Source organism: Paraburkholderia sp. MM5477-R1 (genome assembly GCF_050436385.1).
Taxonomy (GTDB): Bacteria; Pseudomonadota; Gammaproteobacteria; order Burkholderiales; family Burkholderiaceae; genus Paraburkholderia; species Paraburkholderia tuberum.
The window spans coordinates 2,020,217-2,037,940 of record NZ_JBNDMC010000006.1 but is presented as its reverse complement, the minus strand read 5'-3'; the positions used below and the strand labels follow the sequence as shown (position 1 = coordinate 2,037,940).

Annotated in this window: 13 protein-coding genes; 3 read left to right on the top strand and 10 right to left on the bottom strand. The window is 64.5% G+C overall.

What is annotated here, in order from left to right; genetic code table 11:
• The 6 genes from OKW35_RS27820 to OKW35_RS27795 all read right to left on the bottom strand — a co-directional run bounded on the left by OKW35_RS27820 (position 1) and on the right by OKW35_RS27795 (position 9,641).
• A complete protein-coding gene (locus OKW35_RS27820; RefSeq protein ID WP_429553697.1) occupies positions 1-846 on the bottom strand; it encodes a CheR family methyltransferase in 846 nt (281 codons plus the stop codon).
• A 34-nt stretch (positions 847-880) separates the two neighbouring features.
• On the bottom strand, positions 881-4,465 hold the full coding sequence (locus OKW35_RS27815; RefSeq protein WP_429553866.1) for a response regulator: 3,585 nt from the start codon (positions 4,463-4,465) through the stop codon (positions 881-883).
• A gap of 259 nt (positions 4,466-4,724) precedes the next feature.
• A complete protein-coding gene (katE, locus tag OKW35_RS27810; RefSeq protein WP_429553696.1) occupies positions 4,725-6,845 on the bottom strand; it encodes a catalase HPII in 2,121 nt (706 codons plus the stop codon).
• 119 nt (positions 6,846-6,964) lie between these two features.
• Complete coding sequence (locus OKW35_RS27805) at positions 6,965-7,864, bottom strand: MipA/OmpV family protein (RefSeq protein WP_184060007.1); 900 nt, start codon at positions 7,862-7,864, stop codon at positions 6,965-6,967.
• A gap of 355 nt (positions 7,865-8,219) precedes the next feature.
• A complete protein-coding gene (msrA, locus tag OKW35_RS27800; RefSeq protein WP_184060005.1) occupies positions 8,220-8,978 on the bottom strand; it encodes a peptide-methionine (S)-S-oxide reductase MsrA in 759 nt (252 codons plus the stop codon).
• Between the two features lie 147 nt (positions 8,979-9,125).
• Positions 9,126-9,641 (bottom strand): Lrp/AsnC family transcriptional regulator, encoded by a 516-nt coding sequence (locus tag OKW35_RS27795; protein WP_026226668.1) that lies wholly within the window; start codon positions 9,639-9,641, stop codon positions 9,126-9,128.
• Between the two features lie 140 nt (positions 9,642-9,781).
• Between OKW35_RS27795 and OKW35_RS27790 the strand changes: the two genes are divergently transcribed.
• Positions 9,782-10,798, top strand: a complete 1,017-nt coding sequence (locus OKW35_RS27790; protein WP_429553695.1) for a 1-aminocyclopropane-1-carboxylate deaminase — start codon at positions 9,782-9,784, stop codon at positions 10,796-10,798.
• Between the two features lie 14 nt (positions 10,799-10,812).
• Here the strand turns inward: OKW35_RS27790 and OKW35_RS27785 are convergent, their stop codons facing one another.
• Positions 10,813-11,724 (bottom strand): LysR family transcriptional regulator, encoded by a 912-nt coding sequence (locus tag OKW35_RS27785; protein ID WP_429403056.1) that lies wholly within the window; start codon positions 11,722-11,724, stop codon positions 10,813-10,815.
• A gap of 137 nt (positions 11,725-11,861) precedes the next feature.
• On the opposite strand from OKW35_RS27785, the gene OKW35_RS27780 reads away from it, so the two are divergent.
• Complete coding sequence (locus OKW35_RS27780; protein ID WP_429553694.1) at positions 11,862-12,587, top strand: pirin family protein; 726 nt, start codon at positions 11,862-11,864, stop codon at positions 12,585-12,587.
• A gap of 97 nt (positions 12,588-12,684) precedes the next feature.
• Complete coding sequence (locus OKW35_RS27775; RefSeq protein WP_018425254.1) at positions 12,685-13,098, top strand: DoxX family protein; 414 nt, start codon at positions 12,685-12,687, stop codon at positions 13,096-13,098.
• A gap of 113 nt (positions 13,099-13,211) precedes the next feature.
• On the opposite strand, the gene ahpF is transcribed toward OKW35_RS27775, so the two are convergent.
• The 3 genes from ahpF to prpR all read right to left on the bottom strand — a co-directional run bounded on the left by ahpF (position 13,212) and on the right by prpR (position 17,718).
• Positions 13,212-14,810 (bottom strand): alkyl hydroperoxide reductase subunit F, encoded by a 1,599-nt coding sequence (ahpF, locus tag OKW35_RS27770; RefSeq protein ID WP_184059997.1) that lies wholly within the window; start codon positions 14,808-14,810, stop codon positions 13,212-13,214.
• A 173-nt stretch (positions 14,811-14,983) separates the two neighbouring features.
• Positions 14,984-15,547: an alkyl hydroperoxide reductase subunit C gene (gene ahpC / locus OKW35_RS27765; protein ID WP_090809789.1), complete on the bottom strand. Its 564-nt coding sequence runs from the start codon at positions 15,545-15,547 to the stop codon at positions 14,984-14,986.
• A 149-nt stretch (positions 15,548-15,696) separates the two neighbouring features.
• The gene (prpR, locus tag OKW35_RS27760) at positions 15,697-17,718 is read right to left on the bottom strand and encodes a propionate catabolism operon regulatory protein PrpR (RefSeq protein ID WP_429553693.1); all 2,022 of its coding nucleotides are present in this window, start codon (positions 17,716-17,718) and stop codon (positions 15,697-15,699) included.
• Positions 17,719-17,724 lie beyond the last annotated feature (6 nt).

Genomic DNA, 17,724 nt, shown 5'->3' with positions numbered 1-17,724 from the left:
CTAACGCTTCTGATAAATGCGTTCGGCCGCGCGAAACTCGTCGAACGCCGGGTAGTGATGTGAAAACCGCAGGGTTTCCTTGCTGCCCAGGCCGAGAAAGCCGCGCCGCACCAGTGCGTTCTCGAACAGCCCCAACGCGCGATCCTGCAAGCCGCGATCGAAATAGATCAGCACGTTGCGGCACGACACCAGATGCGCTTCGAGGAACACTTCGTCGGTGGACAGGCTGTGATCGGCGAACACCACGCGCTCTTTGAGCGAGCCGGCAAAGCGCGCGCCGCCATACGCTGCATGATAGTAGTCCGACAGCGAACGCGTGCCGCCCGCCGCCAGATAGTTCTGCGTGAAGCCCTGGATGCGTTCGAGTGCGTAGATGCCCGCCTCCGCGCGCGCGAGCGCGTCGGGGTTGATGTCGGTCGCGTAGAACAGCGTGCGCTCGGTGAGACCCTCCTCGTCGAACAGGATCTTCAGCGACCACAGCTCCTCGCCGGTGCTGCATCCGGCGACCCACACCTTGATCGACGGGTAGGTGCGCAAACGCGGCAGCACGTGCTCGCGCAGCGCGAGGAAATACGACGGATCGCGAAACATGTCGCTGACCTGCACGGTCAGGTAGCGGAACAGCCGCGAAAACTCGTAGCCGTCGCGCATGATGCGGTCCTGCAATTGCGACAGCGTCTCCACGTTGAATTCATCGAGCGCCTGCGTGAGGCGGCGGCGCAGCGACGACATCGCGTAGTGGCGAAAGTCGTGCTGATACTTCAGATAGATCGCCTCGAGCAGCAGCCGCAGCTCGATGTCGAAATCGCTGATGCGGTGCGGTACCTCAGATGCGGACGGTTTCATCGCGTTGCTCGCTTGCGTGCCAACGCTCGCGCCGTCAGCGCTGCCGCAGCCACACGCGGCACAGCGCGACGAGCTTGTCGACGTCGATCGGTTTCGACACGTAGTCGTCGGCACCCGCTTCGAGGCAGCGCGTGCGATCGTTCGCCATCGCCTTCGCGGTCAGCGCGATGATCGGCAGATGCGCGAAGCGCGGATTGCGGCGAATCTCGCCCATCGCGGTCAGGCCGTCCATCTCGGGCATCATGATGTCCATCAGCACCAGATGCACTTCCGGCCCGTTCTCCAGTTCGTCGAGCGCCTCGCGGCCGTTGCGCGCGATCAGCAGTTTCGCGCCGAGCGGCTCCAGCACGTGCGACAGCGCGAAGATGTTGCGCACGTCGTCTTCGGCGAGCAGGATCGTGCGGCCCTCGAACGCATTGTCGCGTTGCCGCACGGTGCGCAGCATGCGCTGCTGCTCCGGCGCGAGCGACGACTCGACGCTATGCAGAAACAGCGTGACTTCATCGAGCAGACGCTCCGGCGATTTCGCGCCCTTGATGATGATCGACTTCGAGTAGCGGCGCAGCCGGTGCTCCTCTTCGTCGGACAGCATGCGGCCCGTGTAGACGATCACCGGCAGCGATGCATGCGCGCTGTTCGCGGCGAGGCGTTCGAGCAGATCGTAGCCGGTGCCGTCCGGCAGCGCGAGATCGGTGACGACGCAGTCGAACGTCAGCGCCGACAGTTGCTCGAATGCCTCGGCGAGCGTCGCGACCGCGACGATCTCGGTGTTCTCGCTTTGCAGCAGCGCGCGGATGCTTTCGCGCATCGGCCCGTCGTCCTCGATCACCAGCACGCGTTTCAGGCGCTGTTGCAGCCGCGCTTCGAGGCGGCGGATCGCGGCCTCCATCGTCGAGCGCGCGGTCGGCTTCAGCGTGTAGCCGATCGCGCCGAGGTGCAGCGCCTTGTCGGCGTGATCGGTGGCCGACACGATATGGATCGGAATATGGCGAGTCAGCGGATCGTTCTTCAGCCATTCGAGCACCGTGAGGCCCGAGCGGTCCGGCAGACCGACGTCGAGCAGCACCGCGGCCGGCCGCATGTCGCGCACCAGCGCGAGGCCGCTCGCGGCATCGCTCGCGTGCACGAAGTCGAAGTCGAGTTCGTGCACGAGATCGCGCAGAATCGCGGCGAACGGCGGATCGTCTTCGACCGCGACGATCAGACGGCCCGCGCGGGTGCGATTGTCGCGATCGTCGGCTATCGACGCGGCGGCGGGCTCGGCGGCGCCGGGCAGCAAGGCTTCGCGCGACGCGGTGGGCGGCGCCCGGCCTGCCAGACCATTCGCTGGCGGGATCACCGCGGGGGGTGCGGTGTCGAGCGGCGTGCGCAGCAACGGCGCTTGCGCCGTCGCCTGCGCGCCCATGCCCGCGTTCAGCGGGTTCAGCGTGGCGACGCTCGTCATCGCGCTGTCCGCGCTCACGCGCGCCTCGCGCGCATCGAGCGGCAGCCACAGCGAAAACACGCTGCCCTTGCCGACTTCGCTCGCCACCGTGATGCGCCCGCCCAGCAACCGCGAGAACTCGCGCGAAATCGACAGCCCGAGGCCGCTGCCCCCATATTGACGGCTCGTCGAGCCATCGGCCTGCTGGAACGCCTCGAAGATCAGGTCGAGCTTGTCGGCCGGAATACCGATGCCCGAATCGCGCACGTCGAAGCGCAGCACGTTGTCCTCGACCCTGGCGACCTCGAGCGTGACCTCGCCGCGCTCGGTGAACTTCACCGCGTTCGACAGCAGGTTGCGCAGGATCTGCGTGAGCCGCTGGCCATCGGTGACGAACGTATCGGGCGTGCCCGGCAACTTGTCGAAGGCGAGACGCAAGTGCTTGGTCGTCGCGATCGGACGAACCATTTCTTCGAGCGATTGCAGCGTCGCCTCGATCGACACCGTTTCGTGCTCGACCGTCAATTGACCCGCCTCGACCTTCGACAGGTCGAGAATGTCGTTGATCAGCACGAGCAGATCGCTGTTCGACGCGTGGATCGTCTCCGCGTAGCGCACCTGCTCGTCGGTCAGATTGCCGCTGCGATTCTGCTGCAGCAGCTTCGCGAGAATCAGCGAGCTGTTCAGCGGCGTGCGCAATTCGTGCGACATGTTCGCGAGGAACTCGGACTTGTAGCGGCTCGAATGTTCGAGGCGCTCCGCATTGGCCGCCAGATCGTTCTGCACGCGCAGCAGATCCGATTTTTGCCGCTCCAGACGCAGCGCGTATTCCTCGAGCCGCACGTTGGTCTGTTCGAGCTCGGCCTGCTGCGCTTCGAGGCGCCGTTGCGATTCCAACAGCGCGCGGCCGCGTTCCTCGAGCCCTTCGTTGGCGACCCGCAACTCCTCCTGCTGGACCTGCAACTCCTCGTTCAGCTGCTGCGTCTCGGCGAGCGCATCCTGCAGGCGTTCGCGATACAGCGCCGCCTCGAGAAAATTGCCCATGCTGTGGCGGATCAGCTCCATGAACTCTTCGTCGCGCGGCGTCACCTCGCGCAGGAAGCCCATTTCGACGACGCCGTTGACCTGGCCGTCGTTGTCGATCGGCAGAATCAGCAGATTGCGCGGCGCACCGCTGCCCGTCGCCGACACGACCCGCACGTAATCGGCCGGCACGTCGCGCAGCACCAGCGTGCGGCGCGAGCGCGCGGCCTGGCCGACCAGCGTTTCACCCTCCTCGAAACTCGGAGCGGCCGTCTGCTCGCTGTCACGGCTATAGCCGTACGCGGCGATGCGGCGCAGCGTGCCGCTCTGCCTGTCGCGCACGTACAGCGCGGCGACGAGCACATCGAGATATTGGGCGAGAAACTCGAGCATCGCGCGGCCGACGAGCGGCGCGCTCGTCTGGCCGACGACCTTGTCCGCGAGCAGGCGCTGGCCCGAGCGCAACCAGACCTGCTGCTCGAGCAGCGCGGTCTGTTCGGCCTGACGGCGCAGCACGTCGTCATAGGTCTCGGAGAGGTCCAGCAGTTCGCGACGGCCCCGCCATGCGAGCAGGCCGCTGACGACGAGGCTGAACAGCAGGAACACGCCGACCAGCGTCGCCGTCACGTTGCGCGTCGCTTCGACGCGCTGCTGGCGCAAGCGCAATTCGACGTCGAGAAAATCGCCGAATTCGCGGCGCGTTTCGTCGAATTCGAGCTTGCCGCGCCCCGCTGCGATCGCGCTCTCATAGTCCTGGTTGCGGCGGCGCGCGTCGATGATCTGTTCGGCGAAGCGGCTCCAACGCTCCTGCGAGGCCTCGATCTGCTTGAGCCGCTCGATTTGCGGCGGGTTGTCGGCGACCTGCTTTTTCAACGCTTCGAGCTGTGCCTTGAATTTCGGGCCGCCGTTTTCATACGGCGCGAGGAAACTCTCGTTACCGGTGATCAGAAAGCCGCGCATCGACGATTCGCGATCCACCGCGAGCCGCAGCATTTCGTTGGCGTCGCCGATCACGCGCCCGGAGTGCTCGGCCCAGTTCATCGTCGACACGAGATACGCGATCAAGCCGACGAACAGCGCCATCGTGACGAGGCCGACGCCCAAAGGCAGCGCGATATTGCGGCGAAGGATGCGGCGGAAACGGAGTTGATCGACGGCCGGCGATGCGGTCATTTTTTCTGTAAGTGGCATGGCGAATCGGGTCGATGCGGAATATCTTTCGGGTCTGCGCACGGTGTCGAGTGCCGCGATGCGACCGCTGTCATCATACAAGGACGACCCGCACGCGCGACGCGGAATGCAAAAAGAACCTGGCCGGCTAACACCGGCCAGGCTCCTGCATCGACGCGTATCGACGCGCCGCGTTTCAGCTACGCTCAGCACCGTTCAGCGGCTAACGCGGCAGCGCATCAGCGCAACCGGCTCGGCCCGCTCAGGCCGGCACCGATTCCGCCTGCGCCGCGCGCGACCACACGCGATGCTGTCCGGCGGCCTTGATGAACGCCTTCAACACATCGGCGGACTGCGAGTCCTCGCCGGTCGCGACGCCCTCCGGCTGCGCGGGCAACTGCGCGGCCGCGAGCAGGTCGCGCCCCGCGCCGAGCGCCGCGATCGCCTTCAGATGCTTGAACGCTTCGAGCACGAAGTGCCGCGCATCGCCCGATTGCGACAGTGCCTTCGCCCCCTCCTCGCCGCCGACGACGATCACCGCGTCGAACATCACCGATGGCAGCCCGGCGATCGTCGCGTCGGGCGCGAGGCCAGCGATCTCGGCGAGCGTCGGCGCGATCAGCATCGGCGTTGCGCCTTCACCCGTGAGCGCCTGCTGCAACTGTTTGATCGCCGCGCCATCGGAGCCGGGTGCGGCGAGCAGCGCGATCTTGCGGGTCTTGATGCCGGGCTTCACGCGATTGAGCAGACTCAACGCCGGCGACGTCTTCGGCCCGACGAGTTTCGCCGTGCCCTTTTTCGGCTCCGGCAAGCCGAGTCCTTCGGCGACCTTCGCGGCGAGATCGGCGTCGAAGTTCGCGAGAATCTCGTTGACCTGACGCGCGCGAATCTCGGCCTTCGTCACCTTGCCGAGCTCGAACTGATAGGCCGCCGCGATATGGTCTTTTTCCGGCTGCGACATGCTGTTGTAGAACAACGCGGCCTGCGAGAAATGATCGGCGAACGAGTCGCTGCGCACGCGAATCTTCGTGCCCTCGACGCGTTCCTGATAGCTGTCGAAGCCGCCATCTTCAGCGGCCGGATCGGTTTCCTTCGGCCAGCCGTCGTTCAGCGAGTTCGGCTCGTACGACGCCTGGCCGACATGGATCGCCTGCCGATGCATCGCATCGCGCTGATTGTTGACGGATGGACAGACCGGCCGGTTGATCGGAATCTCGTGAAAGTTCGGGCCACCGAGGCGGCTGATCTGAGTGTCCGTGTACGAGAACAAACGCCCCTGCAGCAACGGATCGTTGGTGAAATCGATGCCCGGCACGATATGCCCCGGATGGAACGCGGCCTGTTCGGTCTCGGCGAAGAAGTTGTCCGGATTGCGATTGAGCGTCATCTTGCCGATGATTTTCACCGGCACCAGCTCTTCCGGAATCAGCTTGGTCGGATCGAGCAGGTCGAAGTCGAACTTGTGCTCGTCGGCTTCCTCGACGATCTGCACCCCCAGTTCGTACTCCGGATAATCGCCGCGCTCGATCGCTTCCCATAGGTCGCGGCGGTGAAAGTCCGGGTCCTTGCCCGCGAGCTTCTGCGCTTCGTCCCACAGCAGCGAATACGAGCCGAGCACGGGACGCCAGTGGAACTTGACGAAACGAGCTTTGCCCTGCGCATTGACGAAGCGGAACGTGTGAACGCCGAAGCCTTCCATCGTCCGAAAGCTGCGCGGAATCGCGCGGTCCGACATCGTCCACAGCACCATGTGCGCCGATTCGGGCACGAGCGAGACGAAGTCCCAGAACGTGTCGTGCGCGGACCCGCCGGTCGGCATTTCGTTCGGTGCTTCCGGTTTCACCGCGTGCACGAAGTCAGGAAACTTGATCGCGTCCTGGATGAAGAACACCGGCATGTTGTTGCCGACCAGATCGAAATTGCCTTCCTGCGTGTAGAACTTCGTCGCGAAGCCGCGCACGTCGCGCACGGTGTCGGCAGAGCCGCGCGGACCTTGCACGGTCGAGAAACGCACATAGACCGGCGTTTCGGCGACCGGGTCCTGCAAAAACGCGGCCTTGGTGTACTCGCGCATCGATTCGTAGACCTTGAAGACACCATGCGCGGCCGAGCCACGCGCGTGCACGATCCGTTCGGGAATACGCTCGTGGTCGAAGTGCGTGATCTTTTCACGCATGATGAAATCTTCCAGCAGCGATGGACCGCGCGGTCCCGCCCGCAATGTGTTCTGGTTGTCGGCAATCTTGACGCCCTGATTGGTCCTCAGGGCCTCGCCTTGCGGCTTCACGCGATTGCGTTCGAGATCGTTCGATTTCGCGTCGTTCGACTGCGCTGCCCCGTTTGCCTGGGCCGCGGCCTTCTGGGTATTCGCTTTACCTGCCATGGGGATCGACTCCTTGTGTTCAGGCGCGCGGCGACGGAGGCGTCGCGGCGCGCGATCACAGAGTCAGCAAGGGCTATTCCCACCAAGTCACGGCGCATTGGCTGCGCGGCGGCGGTGCGTCAGAACCGGTAGTTGATCGACACGTCGGCGACGCCGGTCGCGCGGCTGCGCGTGATCGGACTGTTGCCCGCGCTGCCGACGAGCTGCTCGAACGCGCCGTCGGCGGTCGCGAACCAGTGCTTGCTGAACAGCCAGATCGCGCTGACGCCGAAACCCACCGACTTGAAGCCCGCGCTCGCGTGATACTGCGGATACTGCGAGTGCGCGGCCTGCTCCTGATTGACTCCGAACCAGCTGTTCATGTAATTGGAGTCCGCGAGCACCACGTTCGGGCCGGCGAACCAAATGAACTGCTTCGTGCTGCCGGGCATCGGCATATAGGCGCCGAGATCGCCGATCCAGCCGTTCGATCCGCCGAAATAGCGGCGGATATCGGCGCGCAGGACGAGCGGAAAATCCTTCGACACGACGTACTCGCCCGAAAGCTTCAGACCGGGCGCCGGGTTGATGTTGCCGAGCCCGTTGAGTTCCTGCGGATCGTCCTGGCCGCGTCGCCCGAGGTCGTAGACCGCGGCGAGACTCATGCGCCAGTTCTCGCCCTGTGCGAAATTCACGCCGAAGCCTTCGCCGCTCGACAGAAAGAACAGATCCTTGTAGCGCACGTCGATGCTCGGGCCGGTCACCAGGTGATAGCGGTCCGATCCTTCGAAGCGCGGCTGGAACGACGTGGCCACGCCGAAGCGCAGTTGCCAGTCGGGAATGTTCGGCTGCCACATCTTCTGCAGCGGAATGCCCACCGAATATTGCCATTCGCCGAGCGGCGACGGCGTCTGCGCGAAGACCACACCCGGCACGCAGGCCATCGCGCCCAAGGTCGCGGCGACGAGCGAGCCCGCCGCGATGCCGGTTTGTTTATGGCGAGGCATGGCGCCCCGCTTCTTTCTACGGCTGTTGACCACCGGAAGCCTCCAATTTCGCTCGTCGCGATGAGGTTAGGTTTGCGCCCGGGGTCCAGCGCGGACCCAAAAACGCGGACGACCGCCGCGCTGTTACTTACGGCGTGTAATTTTTCCAATCGATGAAGCGGGCAGCGCGATGTGCACGAGGCGCGGCGAGCCCGCATGACCCCCGCGCTCGTGTGGCCACTGCGCATAGTCCTTGCGCGCCGCGGTGACGTGGACAATGGCCAACGGAACATTGCTGCGCAAGATATGCGCCAACTCTGTGGAAGATTGGTGACGAGCGCGACCCAAGGCGTAACCCGAAGACGGTCCGGCGCTGCGGCGGCGCCGCTGGCGCCGCCGTTCAGAGGGATTATTGCCCTGCTTCGACGAGCACCGGCTTGTCGCGATACAGGTTGGGGAACAGGCGTTTCAGGTTGGCGATTTTCGGCATGTCATTGAACACGATGTAGGCCGAATCGGGATGCAAGGTCAGATAGTTCTGGTGATACGACTCGGCCGGATAGAAGCCCTTGTAGGGCTCCGTCTTCGTGACGATCGGCGCGGGGAACACGTGCGACTTGTCGAGCTGCGCAATGTAGCTTTGCGCGACGTGCCGTTGCGCGTCGTTCAGCGGAAAGATCGCGGAGCGGTATTGCGTGCCGCTGTCGGGCCCCTGACGATTCAGCTCGGTCGGGTCCTGAACCACCGAGAAATACACCTGCAGCAACTGGCCGTAGGTGACCTTGCCAGGATCGAACGTGACCTGCACCGATTCGGCGTGCCCCGTCTCGCCGCCGCTGACGGTCTCGTACTGCGCGGTGTCGCGTGAGCCGCCCGAGTAGCCGGACACCGCCCGCGTGACACCACGCACATGCTGGAACACCCCCTGGACGCCCCAGAAGCAGCCACCCGCGAACACCGCGGTTTCCTCGTGCGCGGTGCTGGCCGGGATCGGTTCGTCGAGCGCGGGCGGCGCGATCACGACGGCGCTCTCCGCCGCGAACGCGACGCGCTGCGCGAGCGGCAACGCGAGCGCGGCCGCGCCTAGCAGCAACGACAACACGGCCGCGCGCGTGCGTTTCGAGGTGCCGCCGAACGATGTAAGGAATTGCGGTCTGTTGCGAGTCATGATGGTCGCTCCGGAAAAGTGCCGGCGCCCGCCCGCGTTGGCACGGTGCTGCCACGGCCACATGCGGGTGCGCCGAAGCTTGGTCGCGCGGGCGCGGCGTTTATGACAGCATGCGCGCTTTCGCGGCCGGCGGCGCGGCCGCGCGACTCACAGCGGAAATTTCGTGGTCGACAGGATTTCCTTCAGCACCATGAATGAGCGGATCTGCCGTACGCCCGGCAGATACAGCAACTGCTCGGCGTGGAGTCGATTGAAGCTGTCGCTGTCGCGCGTGCGGATCACCATGAAATAGTCGAACTCGCCGGTCACCACGTGGCACTCCATGCAGCCGGCCACTTTCTGCGCGGCCTTCTCGAACTCGGCGAACGACTCGGGCGTCGAGCGATCCAGTACCACGCCGATGATCACGAGCATGCCCGCGCCGGCCGCCTTTGGATCGAGCAGCGCGACCACGCCGCGAATCAGCCCCGATTCCTTCAAGCGTTCGACGCGCCGCAAACACGCCGGCGCGCTCAGCTTCACTTTCGCGGCGAGCGCCACGTTCGAAATCGACGCGTCGGTTTGCAACTGCCGCAGGATCGCGCGATCGATGCGATCGAGCGGGTGGTGAATCGCGCCGATGCCCGAAGGTGGCGCTCCAGCACGAACTTTCGTTGCGCTCATGACCATATGTACGAAGTTTTATTAGGAGGTGGACATTCTTTGATTTCGAAAAATACGTCTAAGCGATTTTTTTCGCAAGCTCATTTCTGGCGGTTTTTCCTAACATGAACTCATGGAAATCACCCCACCACGGAGCCGCGATGAACCTGCAACGATTCCCCCGCTACCCGCTCACCTTCGGACCGACGCCAATTCAACCGCTCAAGCGTCTGAGCGAGCATCTCGGCGGCAAGGTCGAGCTGTATGCCAAGCGCGAGGACTGCAATAGCGGCCTCGCGTTCGGCGGCAACAAGACCCGCAAGCTCGAATATCTGATCCCCGACGCGCTCGCGCAGGGCTGCGACACGCTCGTGTCGATCGGCGGCATCCAGTCGAACCAGACGCGCCAGGTCGCGGCGGTTGCCGCGCATCTGGGCCTGAAGTGCGTGCTCGTGCAGGAGAACTGGGTCAACTACTCGGATGCGGTGTACGACCGCGTTGGCAACATCCAGATGTCGCGCATGATGGGTGCCGACGTGCGGCTCGTGCCGGACGGCTTCGACATCGGCTTTCGCAAGAGCTGGGAAGACGCGCTCGACAGCGTGCGCGCGGCCGGCGGCAAGCCGTACGCGATTCCGGCCGGCTGCTCGGACCATCCGCTCGGCGGCCTCGGCTTCGTCGGCTTTGCCGAAGAGGTGCGTCAGCAGGAAGCCGAACTGGGCTTCAAGTTCGACTACGTCGTCGTGTGCTCGGTGACGGGCAGCACGCAGGCTGGCATGGTCGTCGGTTTCGCCACCGACGGCCGCGCCGATCGGGTTATCGGCATCGACGCATCGGCGAAACCGGCGCAGACACGCGAGCAGATCACACGCATCGCGAAGCGGACCGCCGAGAGCGTCGAACTGGGCCGCGACATCACCGCGAAGGACATCGTCCTCGACGAGCGCTACGGCGGCCCGGAATACGGTCTGCCGAACGACGGCACGCTCGAGGCGATCCGTCTGTGCGCCCGGCTCGAAGGCATGCTGACCGACCCGGTGTACGAGGGAAAGTCGATGCACGGCATGATCGACAAGGTGCGCAACGGCGAATTTCCGGCCGGCTCGCGCGTGCTGTATGCGCACCTGGGCGGCGTGCCGGCGTTGAGCGCGTACAGCTTTATCTTCCGCAACGGTTGATAGGGTTTAGGCGATTAGCCGACGGGCGTCCGCGGTTCGGTCGCGAGCTTCTTCCTCAGATGCCTGCGCAGAAACTCGACGAATGCCCGGATCGTGACCGAGCTTTGCCGATGCTGCGGATACACGGCATAGACGCCCGTCGCCGCCGGCAGGAACGCTTCGAGCACGGGCACGAGTTGTCCGCTTGCGAGCGCATCGGCGACGATGAAATCCGGCAGCCGAACGATTCCAAGTCCCGCGACGGCCGCATCGCGAATCAGATCGCCGTTATTGGCGCGTAACGGCCCGCGCACCTCGACGCTCTTCACCACGCCCTCGACGCTGAAGTCCCAGCTCACCGCGCCGCCGTGGCCGTACAGCAGACATTCGTGGTTCGCGAGATCGCCAGGCACGGCCGGGCTGCCACGCCGGCGCAGATAACCGGGGCTGCAGCACGCCACCATCTTCACATCGATCAGCTTTTGCGCGATCAGCGACGAATCCGCCAGCGTGCCGATACGGATCGCCATATCGAAGCCTTCGCCGACCACATCGACGGCGCGGTCGCTCAGTTCCATGTCGAAGCGCACGTCGCGATGCTCGCGCAGAAACGCCGCGACGAGCGGCGACAGATGCATCATGCCGAACGACATCGGCGCGCTCACGCGTAGCAGCCCGCGCGGCCCGGCGCGGCGCAGCGACATGGCCTGCTCGGCGTCCTCGACCTCGCCGAGAATGCGCTTCGCGCGCTCGTAGAACTCCTGACCCAGATCGGTCACCGCCAGCTTGCGCGTGTTGCGGATCAGCAGTTGCACACCGAGTGCTTCCTCGAGCGCCATCACACGGCGGCTCACGAACTGTTTCGACAGCGACAGCCGGTTCGCCGCGGCGGTGAAATTGTGGGCGTCGACGGTCGCGACGAAGATGCGCATGTCATCGAGTTGCATCGTATTGTCCACTCCAATGCGACAGTGTTTCCAGTTTTATCATGATTATAGCCATCCTGATTGACCTACACTGTCGTTCATGGATCGCAGCCAAATATCTGGCCCGGATCGCACGACAAAACTCAAGGAGAAAGAGCATGCTCGAAATCAGACACGCCAACCAACGTGGCCGCGCGGAACACGGCTGGCTCAGCTCGCGTCATACGTTTTCGTTCGCGAACTATCACGATCCGAAGCAGAACGGCTTCTCCGACCTGCTCGTGATCAACGACGACCGTGTGGCGCCGGCGCAGGGCTTCGGCAAGCATCCCCATCGCGACATGGAGATCCTTTCGTACGTACTCGAAGGCGCGCTCGAACACAAGGACACGATGGGCACGGGCTCGGTGATCGTGCCGGGCGACATCCAGTTGATGAGCGCGGGCACCGGTGTGGCGCACAGCGAATACAACCATTCGAAGAGCGAGCCGGTGCACTTCCTGCAGATCTGGATCGCGCCGGCCCAGCAAGGCACGAAGCCGCGCTATCAGCAACAGCACTTCGGCGCGGCCGACAAGCGCGGTGTGCTGCGGCTCGTCCTGTCGCCGGACGGTGCGAACGGTTCGCTGCAGTTGCAACAGGATGCGCGGGTGTATGCCGGTCTGTTCGACGGCGAGGAAACCGCGCGGCTCGAACTCGCGAAGGACCGCTATGCATATGTTCAGGTGGCGCGCGGCAGCGTCACGGTGAATAGCGTCGAGCTTGGCGAGGGTGACGGCGCGCGGGTGCGGGGTGAAGAAGCGCTGACGTTCACGCAGGGCCGCGATGCGGAAGTGCTCGTTTTCGACCTGCGTAATATCGAAACCTCGGCGTTGTGGGCATAAGCGCTCCGCTTGCGCCGCTATTGACTCAAACCTGAACGCGGCTCGCTGGACGACGATTTCCAGCGAGCTTCATCCCTCTACCCTATCGGGAAAAATCATGCGCTACACACTGTTTGAAAACCAGAAAGACGTCGTCGTTCTCGTCGCTCGAATCCTGCTGATGGTGCTGTTCGTGATGTTCGGCTGGTCGAAGCTGACCGGCTTTGCCGGCACCGTCGCTTATATGACGTCAACCGGCGCGCCCGTGCCGGCGTTCTCGGCTGTTATCGCGGTGGTGATGGAGCTTGTGGTGGGCGTCGCGCTGTTAGTGGGATTTTTCACGCGACCGCTGGCGCTGCTGCTTGCGGTGTATACGCTCGGCACCGCGATCATCGGCCATCACTACTGGAACATGACGGGCGCGATGCAGTACGACAATATGATTCATTTCTACAAGAACATCGGCATCATCGGCGGGTTGCTGCTGTTGTGCGTGACCGGCCCCGGCAAGTATTCGTTCGACCGGCGGTGATACCGATTCCCGTGCTGTAACGACAAAGGCCCGCACGAATGCGGGCCTTTGTTGCATGCGCAAACTGAAACGGCGGCCCGCGGGCCGCCGTTTGCCTTCTCTGAGCTACCGAATCAAACCGCTGCTTCGGCTTCCGCTTCCGCTTCGCTGACCGCCGCGACTTCTTCGCTGTTGCGGATCAGGTGATCGAATGCGGACAGCGATGCCTTCGCACCCTCGCCCACCGCGATCACGATCTGCTTGAACGGCACCGTGGTCACGTCGCCGGCGGCGAACACGCCCGGCACCGACGTCGCGCCGCGCGCATCGACGACGATCTCGCCATGCTTCGACAGCTCGACCGTGCCCTTCAGCCATTCGGTGTTCGGCACGAGACCGATCTGCACGAACACGCCTTCGAGTTCGACGTTCTTCACTTCGCCCGAAGCGAGGTCCTTGTAGACCAGACCGTTGACCTTCTTGCCGTCGCCGGTGATTTCCGTGGTCTGCGCCTGCGTGAGCACCGTCACGTTCGGCAGGCTGCGCAGCTTGCGTTGCAGCACCTCGTCGGCACGCAGCGTCGCACCGAATTCGAGCAGCGTCACTTCGCGCACGAGACCCGCGAGGTCGATCGCGGCCTCGACGCCCGAGTTGCCGCCGCCGATCACCGCGACGCGCTTGCCCTTGAACAAGGGGCCATCGCAGTGCGGGCAGTACGCGACGCCATGATTGCGATACGCGCGCTCGCCCGGCACGTTGATTTCGCGCCAGCGCGCACCGGTCGCGAGGATGATCGTCTTCGCCTTCAGCACCGCGCCGTTGGCCAGACGTACTTCGATGATGCGCCCCGGAATCAGCGCTTCGGCGCGCTGCACGTCCATGATGTCGACGTCATAGGTCTTCACGTGCTGTTCGAGCGCGGTCGCGAACTTCGGTCCTTCGGTTTCGGTCACGGAGACGAAGTTCTCGATCGCCAGCGTGTCGAGCACCTGGCCACCGAAACGCTCGGCCACGACACCGGTCGCAATGCCCTTGCGCGCCGAGTAGATCGCCGCCGCCGCGCCCGCCGGGCCGCCGCCGACGATCAGCGTGTCGAACACCGGCTTGTTCTCCAGTTGCTTCGCGGCGCGCGCACCGGCGTTGGTGTCGAGCTTCGCGAGGATTTCCTTCACGCCGCTGCGGCCCTGGCCGAAGGTTTCGCCGTTCAGGAACATCGTCGGTACCGCCATGATCTGGCGCGCGTCGACTTCGTTCTGGAACAGCGCGCCGTCGATCGCGACGTGACGGATGCGCGGATTGATCAACGCCATCACGTTCAGCGCCTGCACGACTTCCGGGCAGTTCTGGCACGACAGCGAGAAATACGTTTCGAATTGATAGTCGCCGTCGAGGCTGCGGATCTGTTCAATCACCGCATCGTCGAGTTTGACCGGGTGGCCGCCGACCTGCAGCAGTGCGAGGACGAGCGACGTGAATTCATGCCCCATCGGAATGCCGGCGAAACGGATGCCGGTTTCCTTGCCCGCTTCGCCAATCGAGAACGACGGCTTGCGTTCGTCGTCGCCGCGACGCTCGATCACCGTGACGCGCTCCGACAAGGTCGCGATGTCGTTCAGCAGGGCCAGCAGCTCCTGGGACTTCGCGCTGTCATCGATCGACGCGACGAGCTCGATAGGCCTGCTAACTTTTTCGAGGTACGACTTCAGTTGAGTCTTGAGATTGACGTCAAGCATGGCGTTGCGATTCCGTGACGAGGGGTGTGGGTGTCCCGGCGCCGCACGCATCCGGATAGGACGTGTTGGGCCCGGGGACGCGCGAAGCGCCGTATCAGGCGATTCGCGCGGTGAAGCGCCGGGAAGATCCCGGCAGATGCAGACTGCGGGGTGCAGCGTGAGCTGCGCGGACCTTAGATCTTGCCAATCAGGTCGAGCGACGGGGTCAGCGTTTGCGCGCCCGGCGTCCACTTGGCGGGGCACACTTCGCCCGGGTGCTTGGCGATGTACTGAGCGGCCTGAACCTTGCGCAGCAGTTCGCCAGCGTCACGGCCGATGCCGTTGTCGTGGATTTCGCACAGCTTGATCTCGCCTTCCGGGTTGATCACGAACGTGCCACGCAGCGCGAGGCCTTCTTCTTCGATCAGCACGTCGAAGTTGCGCGAGATAGCGAGCGTCGGGTCAGCCAGCATCGGGTACTTGATCTTGCGGATCGTATCCGACGTGTCGTGCCAAGCCTTGTGCGTGAAGTGCGTATCGGTCGACACGCTGTAGATTTCCACGCCCAGCTTCTTGAAATCTTCATAACGATCGGCCAGGTCACCGAGTTCGGTCGGGCACACGAACGTGAAGTCGGCCGGGTAGAACACGAAAACCGACCACTTCCCCTTCAGGCTTTCTTCAGTGACGGTCTGGAAATCGCCGTTGTGAAAAGCCTGTGCTTTGAACGGTTTGACTTGACTGTTGATGATCGGCATTTGCTAAATCCTCTCTTTGAGGGGGTTGGAAAGTGGAGCCAGTATGTCAGAGCTGCGCTTAATAGGTAAAGTGGATTGTGTTAATGAGTTCGATAGTCACACACTATTTATGTCGTCGGTTGAAACTATCGGACGATTTGCCGGGCGTTTCAGCCCTTCAGAAGCCGCCACAGCGTGGTTCTGCCGATGCCGAGCGCTCGGCTCGCGGCGGCGCGATTGCCGCCCGATTGTTCGAGGGCGCGCAGCGCAGCCTCGCGGCTGGGGGTAGCGCGGGGCGCCGTACTGCCGGGCGCAGGGCCCGGAGGCGCCTGTGTGATCTGCTCGACCTCGACCGCCCTGATCCGGAAGAACTCGGGAAACACGGCCTGCCGGTCTGGCAAGGCGTCGGCAGTCAAGTTCCCGGACATCTCGTTGATTGGCTCACCGATATAAATCGCCGCGCGGGCCAGGAGATTTTCCAGTTCACGGACGTTACCGGGCCACGCGTAATCCGCAAAAAGCGGGGCGAGAAACAGGAGCACCCGCTCGAGCCCCGCCGCCGACAAGCCGTACTGCAGCGCGCTGCGCTCCAGCAGATGCCGCGCCAGCGGCGCGATGTCGGCACGGCGTTCGCGCAGCGGCGGCAATTTTATCTGAAGCAGATTTAATCTGAAATACAGGTCCGCGCGAAACGCGCCCTCCTCGACGAGCGCGTGCAGATCGCGGTGCGTCGCGGCGATCACCCTCACGTCGACCGGCGTCGCGCGGCCGGCGCCGAGCTTCATCACCTCGCGCTCCTGCAGCACGCGCAATAGCCGGCTTTGCAGCGCGGCCGGCATTTCGCCGATCTCATCGAGAAAAATAGTGCCGGTGTGCGCGATTTCAAACAACCCCGGCTTGCCGCCGCGCCGCGCACCCGTGAACGCCCCTTCCTCGTGTCCGAACAGTTCGCTTTCGATCAGCCCCTCGGGCACCGCGGCGCAGTTGAACGCGACGAACGGATTGCCGCGCCGCCGGCTCGCGTTGTGGATGCCCTGTGCGACCAGTTCCTTGCCGGTGCCGCTTTCGCCGCTCAGGAGCACGGTCGCGTCGTGCGCGGCGCCGGCGCGCGCGAGCCGGCGCACGCGCTCGAGCGCCGTCGAAGCGCCGATCAGATCGTCGAGCCGGTGCCGCGCGACCAGATGCCTCGGCCGCTGGCTGGTGCGCAGGGAACGGTCGATCCGCTGCGCAACGAGCGCGTCCTGCGCCGTCACGACGAAACCGGCGCGTGCGCCCTGCTCGACGATCGGCACACAGCCGACGATCAGTGCGCGGCCGCCGATCTGTTCGATGCGTTCGTCGACCGGCTGGTCGGCGGCGCGCGTCTCGCGCAGCAGCGGCGCGAGCGCGCGCGCGACTCGTGCGGGAGTGTCCTCGTCGTCGTTTGGGACCGCCTGCGCGGCGCCTAGACCGAGCAGTTCGAGCATTGCCGGGTTGACGGCTTCGAGCTGGGCGGCTTCGTCGAACGCGGCGACGCCGTCGCGCAGATGCGCGACGATCGTGTTCAGGCGCACCCGCTTCGATTCCTTCTGGCGGCTCACCCGCGCCAGTTCGACCGAGCGCTCGAACGCTTCCTCGACCGCGGCAAGCGAATACAGGAACACGCTTTCCATACCGGCCTGCTGCGCCAGATCGCAGGCCATGCCAGCGCCGACCACCACGCGGCAGCCCTGCGCGGCGAGTTCATCGACTGCGAGCCGCACTTCGTCGATCGACCGATACGCGCGCTGCCGCAGATCGACGTTCAAGAGCGGGCTCAGGTCGGCCAGCTCCTGTGCGATTGCTTCGTGCAGCACGAGCCCGATGCGCGCCTGCGGCCATGTGGCGGTCGCGCGCGTGATCGCGCTCAACACGTCGAAGCCATTCACCTTGACCATTACCACCGGCACGCTGAGGTTCTCGCGCAGGTACGCGCCGTTCGAGCCGGCGGACAGTACGACGTCGACCGAACCTGCGTCCACGTAAGCCTGCAACGCGGCGACGGCCGCGCCGTAGCCCTCCCGCACCGTGAAGAACTTCGCCCGGCCCGCGTAGCGCGGCGCCACCGCCTCGCAAAGCGACTGCAGTCGGCTGATACTGACGAGTGCGACACCGGGCCGCCCGGCATCGACGGCGGGGCCAGGATTGGCGACAAATGGGGTGAACGTGGACACGCGGCT